This is a genomic window from Streptomyces iconiensis, from assembly GCF_028657195.3.
GTDB lineage: Bacteria > Actinomycetota > Actinomycetes > Streptomycetales > Streptomycetaceae > Streptomyces > Streptomyces iconiensis.
Map to the genome: position 1 here is coordinate 216,088 of NZ_JANCPR020000003.1, position 15,454 is coordinate 231,541.

The window sequence follows — 15,454 nt, forward strand, 5'->3', positions numbered from 1 at the left end:
CACACGGAAGGAATCGGCGGTTCTGCGGCTTGATCTCGCCCGGATCTTGTCGGCCGGTCCGGGAGTTTTCGGGGCATAGTACTCCGGCCCCTGCACGGGGCACCCCTCCGGGACCAGGCATACCCATGAGTACGCAACGAGGCACCCGGAGCGCGTGGTTCCGCCCTCATCATGTTTAATTGCGAGCTGTTCGCAACAACGGGTGATCTTCAACAGGAGTGTGCCACAGATGTCTGCCCGCAGAGTACGGACCGCCACAGCAGCCGGGGTGACCGCCGCGGCTGTGCTCGCCGGAGTCGCCGCCTGCTCTGCGCCGGGCGGCGGAGGCGGCGGAGGCGGTGGCACCGACGCGGTCACCGTGGGCGTCGCACAGGAACCGGAGACGCTCAGCCCGCTCCTCGGCTACGGCAAGGAGGGCAACTCGAAGATATTCGACGGACTCCTCACGCATGACGCCCGTATGAAGCTCAAGCCGGCGCTCGCCACCAAGCTGCCCGAGGTCAGCGACGACGGGAAGACCTACACCTTCACCCTCCGCGACGGCGTGAAGTTCAGCGACGGCAAGCCCTTCACGGCCGAGGACGTCGTCTACACGTACCGGACCATCCTCGACAAGAAGACCAACAACGCCTCCAAGAGCGAGCTGGACGCACTCGATACCGTGAAGGCGAAGGACAGGCACGGCAAGGAAACAGTTGTCTTCACCCTCAAGTACCCCTACGCCGCCTTCGCCGAGCGCACCGTGCTCCCCATCGCCTCGAAGGCCGTCGCCGGCAGGCAGGACGTCAACACCGGCTCGTACAACACCAAGCCCGTCGGCACGGGCCCGTACGTGCTCACCAACTGGCGCAAGGGCGAGAAGCTCAGCTTCAAGGCCAACCCGCACTACTGGGGCGGCAGGCCGACCGTGAAGAAGTTCACGGTCGCGATCATCGAGGACGACGACGTACGCGCCACCCGGCTGCGCTCGGGTGACCTCGACGGAGCGATCCTGCCGCCCAATCTGGCCAAGGCGTACAAGAACTCCGACGAGGGCGCTGAGAAGCGCACCTTCAGCGCCAAGACCGCCGACTACCGCGCGGTCACCCTCCCCACCGACAACCCGGTGACCGGCGACAAGGCCGTACGCCGTGCGCTGGACGTGGCCGTCGACCGGGACGCCATGGTGAAGTCCATCCTCAACGGCGCGGGCAAACCCGCCTACGGGCCGCTGCCCACGGACGGCCCCTGGTTCGCCAAGGGCACCGAGCGGCCCCACGACCTGGCGCGCGCCAAGAAGATCCTGGACAAGGCCGGTTGGAAGCCGGGCGAGGACGGCATCAGGAAGAAGGACGGCAAGCGCGCCTCCTTCACCCTCTGGTACTTCTCCGGCGACAAGCTCCGCCAGGACCACGCACTGGCCTACGCCTCGGACGCCAAGAAGGCGGGCATCGACGTCAAGGTGCAGGCCGGCAGCCGCGAGGTCATCCGGCCCAAGCTCAAGCACGACGCGATGCTCATGGGCAACGGCTTCCCCGCCGACCCCGACTTCGACCTCTACCCGACGCTGCACTCCTCGCAGATCGGCGACGGCTGGAACAACCTCGGCTACTACGACGACAAGACCGTCGACGAGCAGCTCGACAAGGGGCGCCGCAGCCGGGACACCGCGGAGCGGCACGCCGCCTACGACAAGGCGCAGAAGGCGCTCAAGAAGAACCCCGGCTACACCTTCCTCACCCACATCGACCACGTCTACGTGCTCAACGACAAGTGGCGGGGCCTCACCACGCAGGTCGAGCCGCACGACCACGGCATCGGTGCCGGGCCCTGGTGGAACGTTCAGGACTGGAAGCCCAAGAAGTGACGGAGACGCACATACGGGTGAAGGAACCACCCGTGCGCGACGGGGGCCGCCGACGCCTGGCGGCCCCCGTGGCCCGGCTCGTGGGACGGCGGCTGCTCGCCTCCGTACCGGTGCTGGCCGCCGTGACCTTCGGCGTCTTCGCCGTCGCCGCTGCCTCGCCCTTCGACCCCGTACAGCAGTACGCGGGGTCGGCGGGGCTCAGCGCCTCGCAGGAGACCCTGGACCAGCTGCGGCAGAACCTCGGTGTCGACGGGCCCTTCCCCGTGCGCTGGTGGGACTGGCTCACCGGCGCGCTCAGCGGGGACCTGGGCGACTCGACGGCGCTGCGCCAGCCCGTCGCGGACGTCATCGGTGAACGCCTGGGCTGGTCCGTGCTGTTGTGCGCCGCGGGCTTCGCCTTCGCACTGCTCGCGGGCACCGTGCTCGGGGTCGCCGCTGCCCGCCGCAGGGGCGGCATGCTCGACCGGGTCGTCACCTCCGTCTCCTACACCCTGGAGGCGGCCCCGCCCTTCTGGCTCGGGCTGCTCGGCATCTGGTTCTTCGCGCTCCAGCTCGGAGTGCTGCCCGCAGGCGGACTCACCGACACCGGCAGCGACACCGTCACCGCCGGCTCCCTCCTGCGGCATCTCGCGCTGCCCGCGCTCGTACTGGGCATCTCCCAGGTGCCGTGGTTCCTGCTGTACGTACGCCAGGGCGTCGCCGACGCGCTGGAGGAGGACGCCGTACGCGGCGCACGCGCGCGGGGCCTCGCGGAGCGGACGGTGCTGCTCGGGCACGCGCTGCGCTCAGGACTGCTGCCCGTCCTCACGCTGGTCGGCTCCCGGGTGCCCGAACTGATCACCGGTGCGCTGCTGGTGGAGACGGTGTTCAGCTGGCCCGGTATCGCCTCGGCCACCGTCGAGGCCGCCACCGCGACGGACTTCCCGCTGCTGGCCGCGCTCACCACGCTGGCCACGGTCGCCGTACTCGCCGGGAACCTGCTCTCCGACCTGCTGTACGGCCTCGCCGACCCCCGAGTCGCCTTGGAGGAGATGTGACAGCGACCGCGACACCGCTGGGCGGGCGGCCGAGCGCGCGTACGCTGCGGGCGCGCGCCTCGGTCGGACTGGTCGCCGCCGTGCTCGTGACCGTCGTTCTCGTACCGCTGCTCTTCCCCCTCGACGAGCAGGCCGTCGACATGGCGAACAAGCTCCAGGCGCCCTCCCTGACCCACCCGTTCGGAACCGACGACGTCGGCCGCGACGTGCTGCTGCGCTGCGTCTACGGGCTGCGCGTCTCGCTGCTGGTCGGCGTCGTCGCCGCGCTCGCCGCCACGTTCATCGGCACCGCCGTCGGCGCGGCGGCGGGTGCGGCGGGAGGCAGGACGGACCGGCTGGTGATGCGCGTCGTGGACGTCTTCTCGTCCGTGCCGCACCTGCTGCTGGGCATCTTCATCGTCGCGATGTTCCGGCCAGGCGTGTGGCCGGTCGTCATCTCCGTCGGCCTCACCCACTGGCTGTCGACCGCGCGGATCGTACGGGCCGAGGTGCTGTCGCTGCGCTCACGCCCGTTCATCGACGCCGCCGTCTCGGGCGGCGCCTCGCGCTGGCGGGTCGGGGTGCGCCATCTGCTGCCAGGTGTGCTGCCCCAGGCGGGGCTCGCCGCCGTGCTGATGGTGCCGCACGCCATCTGGCACGAGTCGGCGCTGTCCTTCCTCGGGCTCGGCCTGCCCACCCACAAGGCGAGCCTCGGCAACATGATCCAGGACGCACGCGGCACCCTCCTCGCCGGCGACTGGTGGCCCACGCTCTTCCCCGGCCTCTTCATCATCGTCCCCACCCTCGCCATCGCCGGACTCGCCGGCGTCTGGCGGGAGCGGATCAACCCGCGCCGCCGATCGGAGCTGATGCTGTGAGCGAGCAGAACGCCGAGAGCGAGCAGGACGCGGTGAGCGAGCAGGACGCGGGGAGTGAGAAGGACGCGGTGAGTGAGAAGGGCGCGGCGCGGGCCGGGGCGCTGCTGTCCGTACGGGAGTTGTCCGTGCGCTTCCGTATGCGGGGCGGCCGGGAGATCGCCGCCGTCACCGACGCCTCCTTCGACCTCGCGCCCGGCGAGTGCCTCGCGCTGGTGGGCGAGAGCGGCTGCGGCAAGTCGGTGCTCGCCTCGGCGCTGCTGGGCCTGCTCCCCGGCAACGCCCGTACGAGCGGCAGCGCGCTGCTGCACGGCACGGGGCTCGATCTGCTCGCGGCCGACGAGGCGACGCTCGCCCGCACCGTGCGCGGGCGGCGGATCGGGCTCGTACCGCAGAGTCCGGCGGGGCATCTGACAGCTGTGAGGACCGTCAGGTCCCAACTTGCCGAGACCGTCAGGGAGTTGACCGGGTTGCGCGGTCAGGAACTGGCGGCGGCGACCCGGCAGGCGGCGGAGCGCGCCGCCTTCCCCGCCGACCATCTGGACCGTTACCCCCACCAGCTCTCCGGCGGGCTGGCACAGCGTGCCGCCACCGCGCTGGCCCTGGTCGGCGACGCGCCCCTGCTGCTGGCCGACGAGCCCACCACCGGACTCGACCGTGACCTGGTGGACAGGACCGTGGACGAACTGCGCGGCCACACACGGGACGGGCGGGGACTGCTCATCATCACCCACGACCTGAGGGCGGCCGAGCGCGTCGCCGACAGGGTGGCGGTGATGTACGCGGGCCGGATCGTCGAACTGTCGGCCGCCGCCCCGTTCTTCGGCGAACCGGGACCCCGCCACCCGTACGCCCGTGGCTTGCTGGAGGCGCTGCCGGAACGGGCCTTCACGCCCGTGCCCGGCATGCCGCCCGAACTGGGCGACCTGCCGGAGGGCTGCGCGTTCGCACCCCGCTGTGTGCGGGCGAGCGAGGAGTGCGCGACCGTACCCGCGCTGACCGGGGGCCTCGCCTGTCACCACCCCGTCCCCGCACAGGACGTTGCGGCGGACAGCGAGCGGGACAGGCACCGCGACCTGGACAGGCACCGCGAGCAGGACAGGCACCACGAAGGGAGCCGCGCGTGAACGCGCCGTCGTCCGAGCCGTCATCCGCGCACCCGCCCGAGCCCTCGGCCACGCCCTCGCCCGAGCCCTCGGCCACGCCCCCGTCCGCGCTGGAACTGCGCGGGATCACCGCTGGATACGAGCGCGGCGCTCCCGTACTGCGCGAGGTGTCGCTGACCGTCGGTGCGGGCGAGGCCGTCGGGCTGCTCGGCCCGAGCGGCTGCGGCAAGTCGACCCTCGCCCGCGTCGCCGCGCTGCTGCACCGCCCGTACGCGGGCACGGTACTGCTCGACGGTGAACCCGCGCGCGGCTGGCGGCACCGGGCGCCACGTGCCCAGCGCACCTCGGTCGGCGTGGTCTTCCAGCAGCCGCGGCTCGCTGCCGACCCCCGGCTCACGCTCGCCGCGCTGATCGCCGAACCGCTGCGCGCCACCGGGCGCAAGGACGAGGCCGGGGAGCGTACGGCCGAACTGGCCGAGTCGGTCGGCCTCGGCGGCGAACTCCTCACCCGCCGCCCGCACGAGGTGAGCGACGGCCAGTTGCAGCGCGCCTGTGTCGCCCGTGCGCTCGTCCTCGGGCCGCGGCTTCTGATCTGCGACGAGATGACGGCCATGCTGGACGCCTCCACGACGGCTGCGCTGGTCGCCGTGGTGGAGGAGTACCGCGCGCGCTCCGGCGCCGCCCTGCTGGCGGTCGGCCACGACCGCACCCTGCTGGAGCGCTGGTGCGACCGTACGGTCGAGCACGCCGCCGTCCAGGCCCCAACCACAGGCAAGGACGCCACCGGTACGGACGCCACCGCCGCCGCCACCGGCACGGACGCCGGTGCTCAGGTGGGCGGCGCCCCGGTCAGATCTGGACGCCGCGCCCCCGCAGATACGTCAGCGGGTTGATGTCGCTGCCGTACCCGGGACCCGTACGGACCTCGAAGTGCAGGTGGGGCCCCGTGGCGTTGCCGGTGGCGCCCGAGCGGCCGATCCGCTGGCCTGCGTCAACCGACTGACCGGAGCGTACGGAGATCGCCGACAGGTGCGCGTACTGGCTGTACCTGCCGTCGCTGTGCCGGAGCACCACTTGATAGCCGTAGGAGTCCGCCCAGCCGGCCGAGACGACCTTGGCGCCGGAGACGGCCTTGACGGTGGTGCCGGTACTGACGGGGAAGTCGACCCCCGTGTGGTAGCCGGAGGACCAACTGCTGCCCGAGGCGCGGTAGGCGGTGCTGGGGCTGACACCGCTGACGGGCGCTGCCGCCGAAGGCCCCGCCTTCTGCTGGGGCCTGGGCTTGGCCTCGGCCTTCTGCGGCTTCGGCTTGGCCTGCTGCCTCTGCGGCCTGTCCGCTTCCTTCTTCTCGGGTGCCGTGCGCGGCGCTGGCTTCTTCGCCCCGGGGCGCGGCTGCGCGGCCTTCGCCTTCTCGGCCGCGCCCGTCATCCGCAGTTCCTGTCCCGGCAGGATCAGATCGGGGTCGGAGCCGATGGAGGAGCGGTTCTTCGCGTAGAGCGAGCGCCAGCCGCCGCCGACGCTGTGGTCGTCCGCGATGCCGGAGAGGGTGTCGCCGCCGACGACCTCGTACGTGGTGCGCTTCTTCTGGCGCTCGGCGGTGGCTCTGGCGGCGCGTTCCGAACGTGCCTTGTCGGCTTCCTTCTTCTCCGCCTTCGCCTTTGCCTCCGCTTTCTCCTTCTCCGCCTTCGCCGCCGGTGCGGGATCCGCCTTGCGTGCCTTCCCGGCGCCGCGCTCGGCCGATGCCTGCCGGGCCTCTCCGGCCCCGGCTGCCCTGTCAGGTTCGGCGTCGCCCCGTGAAAGGCCCGCCTTCGGACCGCAGTTGGGCCATGCTCCGGGTCCCTGGCCTTCCAGCACCTTCTCGGCGACCGCTATCTGCTGGTCCTTGGCCGCCAGGTCGGCACGTGCCGCGTACGCCGTACCGCCGTACGCCTGCCAGGTGCTCTGCGAGAACTGGAGGCCACCGAAGTAACCGTTGCCGGTGTTGATGTCCCAGTTTCCGCTGCTCTCGCAGGCGGCCACCTTCTCCCACGCGTCCTGCGGCGCCGCGTGTGCGAACTGCACGGCGGCGAGCGGGATCGCGATACCGGCACCTCCCGCGGTCACCCGCAGCGAGACCCGGGTGACGGAGCTGGGCTTGTAGCGGCGGTGGCGCCCACGAGCGGACATGGCCGGTCCCTCCGTTGGTTGGCGGCCCACGGACAAGCGTGGCCGAGCCAGCCCACGATAGAGGCGCCTCTTTCAGCCTCACAAGGGGGTACAGCCAGGCTCAACACGTGTACATGGCCGCGAAGTTGCCGGCCGACGCGCGCCCGGTGCGCCCCGGATGCACCGCGCAAGGCGACGGGAGCATGGCGGGGGCTCACAGGTCGATGCCCCGGTCACGGGCGAGGCGGTGCGCCGCCTGGCCCGCGCCGGACTCCTCCAGGTAGACCTCGCAGACCAGGCGTCCGGTGCCGCTGAGGTTGTGCTCCAGCTCGTAGAGGCTGACCTCGCTGCCGTCGGGGAGCAGGAAGGCGTGTTCGTAGACCGAGCACCACACCTGGGACTCCCCGGCCTGTGAGAGGGGCCCTGGTACGTGCAGGATCTGGTGGCCCAGCGCACGGTTCAGCAGCCGCAGGGTCTCGTCGCCCGGCCTGTCCTCGTTCTCGGCACGCCGCAGCAGGCGCCGTGCGTGGTCGGCCGAACCGCGCTCGGCGTACTCCCGGTGTCCCGGGGCGCCGGTCGCCATGATCAGGAAGTCGAACGAGATCCGGGCCGGCCCTGCGCCCCGCTCGGCGACGGAGTCGAGGTCGTCCAGGTCCTCGGCGCCCAGGCCCTCGGACCTGAGGCTGTCGGCGAGCGCGTCCTCGAACGCGCGGCTCCCGAAACCGAACCCGTCGAACCCCCGGGCCCCGCCGCCGAACACGCCGCTCTCCGGGCCGAGCATGCCACCGTCCGGGCCGAACACGCCGCTCTCCGGGCCGAGCATGCCACCGTCCGGGCCGAACACGCCGCTCTCCGGGCCGAGCACACCGCCGTCAGGGCCGAGCATCCCGCCGTCCGAGCCGAAGGTGCCGTTCCCCGGACCGAGGGGCACGCTGCCACCGGATCCGAAACCACCGACACCGGGCGGGAGTTCACCGAAGAGACCGGCCAGGTCGTCGTCGGAGGCGAGGGATCCGTCCTCGTCCTCGTCCTCGTAACGGTCGTCCGGGTCCTCGTCCGGCGCACGCCAGCCCGCGGTCTCCTCGGGGCACCCGGCTCCGCCCAGCTCTCCGGCGCCTTCCGTTCCCTCTCCTACCTCTCCGCCGTCCGCTTCCTCCGTGCCGTCCGCGTCCTCGGGGCCGCCCATCCAGCGGTGTACGCGGCGCTCGGAGCGGCGCAGCGACTCCTCGTTGTCGTAGACCTCGCACAGCTCGCCCGCGTCCCCGGCCTCGCTGTCGTAGCACAGCTCCCACAGCAGCAGACTGCTGCCGTCGGCGAGCAGGAAGATGTGCCGGAAGCTGCTGCAACGGAGCGTGCGCGCAGGCGCGTTGCGGTGCCTCCAGCCGTGCAGTTCCACCCGGTACATCACGGCGCTCCGCAGCCGGTCGAGGACCGCGTCGGAGACGTCGAACGGATTCTGGGAACGTGTCAGCAGATCTTCGAGGTGGTGAGCAGGCGTCAGTTGCCTCTCCTCACGCATTGCGGACCCCTCCCGGCGCATACCAAACGACCGATCGTTCCCCGCGGGCACACACCGTAGCGCCCCGAACGCGTTGCGCGGGGGCAATCCGGGGAATCGGTCTTCAACGCGTGGGTGGCCAGGGCGGATTCCCGGATCGGGACAGAGCGGGTGGAGTGTGGGCCGAGGGGGCAAAACCGCACGGGGGAGCACGGGTGAGCACCGCGGCAGTGGGAACGACACAGTGGATACGAACACCTGACCACTCGGCCGCCACAGGGCCGTGCGGAGCGAAGGGAGGCGCGGCGGTGACCACACTGCCCGTCGGTTACGAGTCGTACTGGATGCTCTCCGCCACCGGATCCCTCTGTCCGCCCCTTCCGCCCGACGGCTGTGTGGAGGTGGACGTGGCGGTCGTCGGCGGAGGCATGGCCGGCCTTTCGGCGGCCTGGGAACTGGCGCGCGCCGGGCTGAGCGTCGCCGTGCTGGAGTCCGACCGGCTGGCGGCGGGTGTCACGGGCCATACGACGGCCAAGCTGTCCGCGCTGCACGGGCTGCGCTACGGCTGGCTGCGCGCGACGCGTGGCGAGGAGGCCGCCAGGCAGTACGCGCTCTCGCAGCAGGGCGCGATCGAGCATCTGGCCGCTGTCACGGCGGAGTTGGGCATCGACTGCGAGCTGGAACGCGTGCCCGCGCACACCTACGTGGAGTCGGCCGACCACGAACTCCAGGTCCGCGCTGAGGCGGAGGCGGCGGCCGAAGCGGGCCTCGAAGCGTCCTATGTGACCCGCACGGGGCTGCCGTTCGCCGTGCGCGGGGCCGTACGGGTCGAGAACCAGGGGCAGTTCCACCCGCGCAAGTACCTGCTCGCGCTGGCCGACGACATCAGGCAGCGCGGCGGGCTCATCTATGAGCGCACCCGGGTACTCGGCCTCGACGAAGGAGAGCCGTGCCGGGTCACGGCCGAGAACGGTGGCGAGGTCGTCGCGCGTGACGTGGTGGTCGCCACGCACTATCCGGTCTTCGACAGGGCGCTGATGTTCTCGCGGCTGCAGCCCCGCCGCGAACTGGTCATCTCCGCGCTGCTTCCCGAGGACGAGGACCCCGGCGGCATGTACCTCACACCCGAGCGCGGCACCCGGTCGGTGCGCACGGCGCCGTACCCCTTCGGCGACGGGCAGCGGCTGCTGATCGTGACCGGCGAGGCGTTCACACCGGGTATGCCCGGCATCGGTTCGGTCGGTGCCCGTTACGAACGGCTCGCGGCCTGGACGTACGAGCGCTTCCCCACGGCCCGGCTCGCGCACCGCTGGGCGACGCAGGACAACGACACCGCCGACCGTGTGCCCTACATCGGCCGCTTCCACCCGGCGGCCCAGCACACCTATGTCGCGGCCGGGTTCGGCAGCTGGGGCATGAGTTCCGGAGTGCTGTCCGGCCAGCTGCTGGCCGCGCACATCACCGGTGAGCCGCTGCCCTCCTGGGCCCGGCTCTACGATCCGGTCAGACTCAGCCCGCGCGACGCGCCCGCGATGCTGCGGTTCCAGTCGGCCGTCGCCCGGCGCTTCGTGGGCGACAGGCTGCGCCCGTCCTACGTGGACTCCGTGGACGAGATCGCCCCTGGCACGGGCGCCATCGTGCGGGTCCAGGGCCGCCGCTGCGCCGTGCACAGGACGGCGGAGGGCGAGATCAAGGCGGTGTCCCCGCGCTGTACGCACCTGGGCTGTCTGGTGCGCTTCAACGATGCCGAGACCGCGTGGGAGTGCCCGTGCCACGGTTCGCGCTTCGGTGTCGGCGGCGAGGTGATCCAGGGCCCCGCGACCCGGCCGCTGGAGCCGCGCGACCTCGGCGAGGAGTGAGCCGCGGGGAGCGACCGGCGAGGTTGGCCTGGCCGGGTGACCGGAGCGTGCGAGGGCGGGGAATCAGCGGGGGAGCGGCGAGGGGCGTGCCTAGCATTCGGAATCGTTTATTCCGATCGTCGCGTCGCTGCGGAGGTGCGAAGCGCCTTGGCCCCACAGACCCCCCGCTCGCCCGAAGACCGCTCGCCGGGCCGGTACGTTGCGCGCGGTGCCCGTGTGATCCGGTCCTGTGCGTCCCGTTCCCGTGGACGGCCGGCGCGGAGCCGCCCCGCGCGGCTGCGCGGACTCGCGCTCGCGGGGACGGCATGCGCGGTCCTGGCCACCGCGACGACACCCCTGTCCTCCGTGTCCCCGTCCTCCGCACCCTGGTCCTCCGGGGCTCTGTTCTCGGCGTTCTCGGCGTCCTCGGCGTTCTCCGCGCCGCTGACCGACGGCAAGGGGGACGCGCGCGAGTCCCGCGCCCTCACCTTCCTGCTCGTCGGCCTCGACACCCGCGCCGGCCTCTCCCGCGAGCGGCGCGACGACCTCAATGTGAACGGCGACGCGTGTGAGTGCACCGACGTGATGATGCTGCTCCACGTCTCACGGCACCGCGACAGGGTCAGCGCGGTCAGCATTCCGCGCGACTCCTACGTACGCTTCGCGCCGCACAGGGAGAAGAACGGTTCCCACCTCACCTCGCACCGGGGCAAGATCAACGCGGCGCACGCGCACGGCGGGCGCGAGCTGACCGTACGTACCGTGCAACAGGCCACTGGGCTGCGGATCGACCACTACCTGGAGACCGACTTCGCCGGCTTCGTGGCGGCCGTCGACCGGCTCGGCGGCGCACCGGTGTGCACCAAGAAGCCACTGCATGACATCAATTCCGGGCTGGACATGCCGGCGGGCCACCACCACACGGACGGCAGGCAGGCACTCCGTTACGTCCGCGCGCGCCATGTCTCGCCCCCGGGCGACCTGGGCCGGGTACGCCGCCAGCAACAGCTCGTCGCCGGCCTGCTGGAACAGCTGGCGAACCCCCGGATCGCGGACCACCCTTTCGGACTCCTGCGCACGGCACGCGCGTTGCGCGGCACCGTGGCGACCGACCCGGGACTGACCATGTCGCGGCTGGCACGGCTGGGCGGCGAACTGCGCGGACTGGACGGAGACGACATGGAGTTCGCCACCGTGCCGCTCAAGAAGTTCGACCACCGCGTTCCCACCTGGGGCTCCACCCTGACCTGGGACGAGCCACGCGCCCGCGTCCTCTTCCGCGCCCTGCGCGAGGACCGCCCTTTCAGGTTGGAGCCCCGGCTCAGCCCGCCACCCGGCGTGCGCCCCGTCGGGCTTGAGCCCGGGAGGGTCCCCGTACGGGTCGAAGGTGGCGGCGCCGCCGCAGACCGGCTCAGAACCGCGCTGCGCGAGAACGGTTTCGCGCTCATGACCGGCCCGCCCCAGGCCGCACCCGACACGCTCGACACGGTCGACCCGGTTGTCGCCAGGCCCGGCAGGCGTACGGAGATCCGCTATGAACCCGGCAGAGAACGCGAGGCCGAAGTGCTGGCCGCCGCACTGCCGGACGCCAGACTGCGCGCCGTGCGGGGACAAGGACGCGTCCTCACCGTGCTCACCGGCTCCGGTACCAGGGTCCGGAAAATCATCTACGACCGCAGCAGCGTCGAGGGCGCCCCCGTAACGGGCACCGCGCTCGACTGCGACGCGACCGGCGGCACCGGCAAGCGCGTCGAGCCGACGGAGACGGACGCGGCGACGGGCGCCGCAACGGACGCGGCAACCGGCGCGGCAACGAGTGCGGTGGCGAACCCGGCGGAGGGAGCCGGGGGAGTGGAGGACGCGGAGGAACCGGAGGAACCAGAGAGGGCCGGGGGAGTGGAAGGGGCTGGGGGCATGTAGCGGCGGACGGGTCTCAGGGGCCTGGGGTTTCGGGACTTACGATCCGCAGTCCGCGACCAGCTACCAGCTACCAGCGACCTGCGGTCCGCGGTCCGCGGTTCACACGGATCGTCTACAGCATGTGTTCGGGTGCGTAGAGCCCGAATTCGTGGAGCGGAGGATGGGAATGCCCGGGGAAGACAGCGACGCTGCGGCACATGGGGCCCCGCCGGACCCCGCATCGGCGGGCCCCGCACCGCTGGACCTGCCGTCGCTGGACCTGCCGTCGGTGGAGCGGGTGCTCGCCGGAGTCGTGGACCAGGACGAGGATGTCATCGGCGGGTTGCTGCGGCTCGACGGGCACGACGGCCTGCGCGAACTCACCGCGGGCAGCGCCGACATCGGCGACACGCGGCCCGTCGACCCGGCGGGTTCGTTCCGGATCGGCAGCATCACCAAACCGTTCGTGGCCACGTTGGTACTCCAACTGGCCGCCGAAGGTGCCCTCACCCTCGACGAGCCCGTCCTGCGCCGGGCCCCCGGTCTGCTTCCGGCCTCCTACCAGGCCGTTACCGTACGGCAGTTGCTCCAGCACACCAGCGGCGTGCCCAACTATCTCCCTCATGTGATCGCGGGGCCTGGGGACGTGGTGCGCGGGCGCGGCAGGTGCTGGGAGCCCGGGGAACTGGTGAAGATCGCCGTGGAGCAGCCCCGCCCCTTCGCACCGGGCGCCGAACTGGGCTACTCCAACACCAACTACGTAGTGCTCGGCATGCTCGTCCACGCGGTCACGGGACGCTGGTGGGGCGAGGAACTGGCGCGCAGGGTGCTGGGCCCCCTCGGACTCACCGCCACCCGGGCGCCCGGGCACGATCCGGAGCTGCCCCGTCCGCACGCCAGTGGCTACACCAGACCGGACGGCGGGGGCGGCAGCACGCCGGTGGACATCACCGTCATGGAGCCCTCGGTCTGGGATGCCGCGGGCTCCATGATCTCCACGGCACGTGACCTGGACACCTTCCTCACAGCGCTGCTCGCTGGGGACCTGGTGCCGGAACCGCTGCTGGACACGATGCTGGCGCCGTTCCCGGGAGAGGTCGAGGCCGTACGCGGTTTCGGGTTCGGACTGGGCGTGCAGAGCCTGCGGGTTTCCGGCCCGTACGGGGAGCGCACCGTGTACGGCGGGGGCGGCGCCGTCCGGGGTTACGCCAACGCGCTCTTCGCCACCCGCGACGGCGCGCGCCGCGTGGTGTGCTCGCTCAACATCGCCGCAGCGGACGAGATGCGCGTCGCGCCGCATCTCGTACACATCGTCCGGACCGCCTTCGGCTGAGAGCGGCAGCGCGGCGCCCGCCGAAGGCGACGGGCCGGCGCGGCCCACTGCTCACAGCCAGCCGTCCTCGGTCTCCAGTGCTGTCGTGTCCCGCGCTTCCAGGAGGGCGAACTGCGGGTCGGTGCGGGGGAGTTCGTGCCGGAAGAAGTAGCGGGCCGCCTGCCGCTTGCCCCGATGGAAGTCGTCGTCCCGCTCACCCGTGGCGAGGAACTGGCTCAGCCAGATCCAGGCGACCACCACATGGCCGACCGCCTCCAGGTAGACCGAGGAGTTGGCCAGTGCGACCGCGGGGTCGCCCGTCTCCCACAGGCGGGCGGTCACGGTGGTGACCCGCTCCCAGCGGGTGCGGAGCGCGTCGGCGAGCTGCGCCGCCTCGCCGCCGGCCGCCATGGCGCGCTCCACCGTCGCGGTCACGGCCTCGCCCAGGGCCCGCAGCCCCGCACCGTCGTCCAGCACCGCCCTGCGGCCCAGCAGATCGAGGCCCTGGATGCCGTGGGTGCCCTCGTGGATGGGGTTGAGGCGGTTGTCGCGGTAGTGCTGCTCCACGTCGTACTCGCGGGTGTAGCCGTAGCCGCCGTGCACCTGGATGGCGAGGCTGTTGGCCTCCAGGCACCACTGCGAGGGCCAGCTCTTGGCGATCGGGGTCAACACGTCCAACAGCAGCCCCGCGCGCCCCCGTTCCTGGTCCGTCGGGGCCGAGTTCTGCTCGTCCACCAGGCGGGAGCAGTACAGCAGCAGGCCGAGCGCGCCCTCCACGTACGACTTCTGCGCGAGGAGCATCCTGCGTACGTCGGTGTGCTCGACGATCGGCACCTGCGGTGTGCTCGCGTCCCTGCCCCGTGCCGTCAGCGGACGGCCCTGCGGGCGCTCGCGTGCGTACGCCAGCGACTTGAGGTACCCGGTGTAGCCGAGGGCCATCGCACCGGCGCCGACACCGATGCGCGCGCCGTTCATCATGTGGAACATGTACGAGAGGCCCCGGTGCTGCTCGCCGACCAGGTACCCGACGGCGCCGGCCTCGCCGCCCGGCCGGTGGCGGGCGCCCTCGCCGAAGTTGAGCAGCGCGTTCGTGGTGCCTCTGTAGCCCATCTTGTGGTTGAGCCCGGCGGGCACCACGTCGTTGCGCTCGCCCAGCGTGCCGTCGGCGCCGACCAGGTACTTGGGCACGATGAACAGCGAGAGTCCCTTGACCCCGGGCGGACCCCCGGGGATGCGCGCGAGCACGAGGTGGACGATGTTCTCGGACAGTTCGTGGTCGCCGCCCGAGATCCACATCTTGCTGCCGAAGAGGCGGTACGTCCCGTCGGCACGCTCCTCGGCCCGCGTCGCCACATCGGCGAGCGAGGACCCGGCCTGCGGTTCGGACAGGCACATGGTGCCGAAGAACCTGCCCTCCAGCATCGGCCGCACGTAGGTGTCGATCTGCTCGCGCGAACCGTGCGCGCACAGCAGACGCGCGTTGCCCAGTGTGAGAAAGGGGTAGGCGGCCGTGCCGACGTTCGCGGCCTGGAAGAAGCTGAAGCAGGCCAGCGCGACCGTCTCCGGCAGTCCCATGCCGCCGAACTCCTCGTCCATGGCGGACGCCAGCAGCCCCGACTTCGCGAAGGCGCTCAGCGCGTCGGCCACCTCCGGAAGCGTGTGCACGCGCTCACCGTCGAAGCGGGGCTCTTCCTGGTCGTTCTTCTTGTTGTGCGTCGCGAAGTACTCCACCGCGATGCGCTCGCTCAGCTCCAGGGCACCGTCGAAGGTCTCCCGCGAGTGCTCCGCGTACCGCGCGCGCCGCGTCAGCGCCTCGGTGTCCAGCCATGTGTGGAGCTGGAAGTCGAGGTCTCGGCGGGAGAGGAGAAGCGAAGGTGCGGCCATGGTGATTCCGATCCCGTGAGGTGCCGAGGTGCCTG

At 71.7% G+C, this 15,454-nt stretch carries 11 protein-coding genes; 8 read left to right on the top strand and 3 right to left on the bottom strand.

Going from position 1 to position 15,454, the window contains the following annotated elements:
- Positions 1 to 229: 229 nt before the first annotated feature.
- From NMN56_RS03925 to NMN56_RS03945, 5 genes are all read left to right on the top strand, one after another.
- The gene (locus NMN56_RS03925; protein WP_274045224.1) at positions 230 to 1,846 is read left to right on the top strand and encodes an ABC transporter substrate-binding protein; all 1,617 of its coding nucleotides are present in this window, start codon (positions 230 to 232) and stop codon (positions 1,844 to 1,846) included.
- Between the two features lie 32 nt (positions 1,847 to 1,878).
- A complete protein-coding gene (locus tag NMN56_RS03930) occupies positions 1,879 to 2,883 on the top strand; it encodes an ABC transporter permease (protein ID WP_274045280.1) in 1,005 nt (334 codons plus the stop codon).
- Entirely contained in the window at positions 2,880 to 3,740 is an 861-nt protein-coding gene (locus tag NMN56_RS03935; RefSeq protein ID WP_274045223.1) for an ABC transporter permease, read from the top strand. The genes NMN56_RS03930 and NMN56_RS03935 overlap by 4 nt, the downstream gene beginning before the upstream one ends.
- Before the next feature lie 68 nt (positions 3,741 to 3,808).
- On the top strand, positions 3,809 to 4,864 hold the full coding sequence (locus NMN56_RS03940) for an ABC transporter ATP-binding protein (protein ID WP_274045279.1): 1,056 nt from the start codon (positions 3,809 to 3,811) through the stop codon (positions 4,862 to 4,864).
- A gap of 89 nt (positions 4,865 to 4,953) precedes the next feature.
- Complete coding sequence (locus NMN56_RS03945; RefSeq protein ID WP_274045278.1) at positions 4,954 to 5,736, top strand: ABC transporter ATP-binding protein; 783 nt, start codon at positions 4,954 to 4,956, stop codon at positions 5,734 to 5,736.
- Here NMN56_RS03945 and NMN56_RS03950 read toward each other — a convergent pair.
- Together NMN56_RS03950 and NMN56_RS03955 are read right to left on the bottom strand one after the other, a co-directional pair.
- Complete coding sequence (locus tag NMN56_RS03950) at positions 5,693 to 7,009, bottom strand: transglycosylase family protein (protein WP_274045222.1); 1,317 nt, start codon at positions 7,007 to 7,009, stop codon at positions 5,693 to 5,695. The two genes, NMN56_RS03945 and NMN56_RS03950, sit on opposite strands and share 44 nt — an antisense overlap.
- Before the next feature lie 193 nt (positions 7,010 to 7,202).
- The gene (locus NMN56_RS03955) at positions 7,203 to 8,507 is read right to left on the bottom strand and encodes a DUF6227 family protein (RefSeq protein ID WP_274045221.1); all 1,305 of its coding nucleotides are present in this window, start codon (positions 8,505 to 8,507) and stop codon (positions 7,203 to 7,205) included.
- A gap of 287 nt (positions 8,508 to 8,794) precedes the next feature.
- Between NMN56_RS03955 and NMN56_RS03960 the strand changes: the two genes are divergently transcribed.
- From NMN56_RS03960 to NMN56_RS03970, 3 genes are all read left to right on the top strand, one after another.
- Complete coding sequence (locus NMN56_RS03960) at positions 8,795 to 10,345, top strand: FAD-dependent oxidoreductase (protein WP_274045220.1); 1,551 nt, start codon at positions 8,795 to 8,797, stop codon at positions 10,343 to 10,345.
- 345 nt (positions 10,346 to 10,690) lie between these two features.
- Positions 10,691 to 12,244 carry an LCP family protein gene (locus tag NMN56_RS03965; RefSeq protein ID WP_280842843.1) on the top strand — a complete coding sequence of 518 codons (1,554 nt, stop codon included), beginning with the start codon at positions 10,691 to 10,693 and terminating at the stop codon, positions 12,242 to 12,244.
- A 166-nt stretch (positions 12,245 to 12,410) separates the two neighbouring features.
- A complete protein-coding gene (locus NMN56_RS03970) occupies positions 12,411 to 13,556 on the top strand; it encodes a serine hydrolase domain-containing protein (RefSeq protein WP_274045218.1) in 1,146 nt (381 codons plus the stop codon).
- Between the two features lie 51 nt (positions 13,557 to 13,607).
- Here the strand turns inward: NMN56_RS03970 and NMN56_RS03975 are convergent, their stop codons facing one another.
- Positions 13,608 to 15,419, bottom strand: a complete 1,812-nt coding sequence (locus NMN56_RS03975) for an acyl-CoA dehydrogenase (RefSeq protein WP_274045217.1) — start codon at positions 15,417 to 15,419, stop codon at positions 13,608 to 13,610.
- Between the last annotated feature and the right edge of the window lie 35 nt (positions 15,420 to 15,454).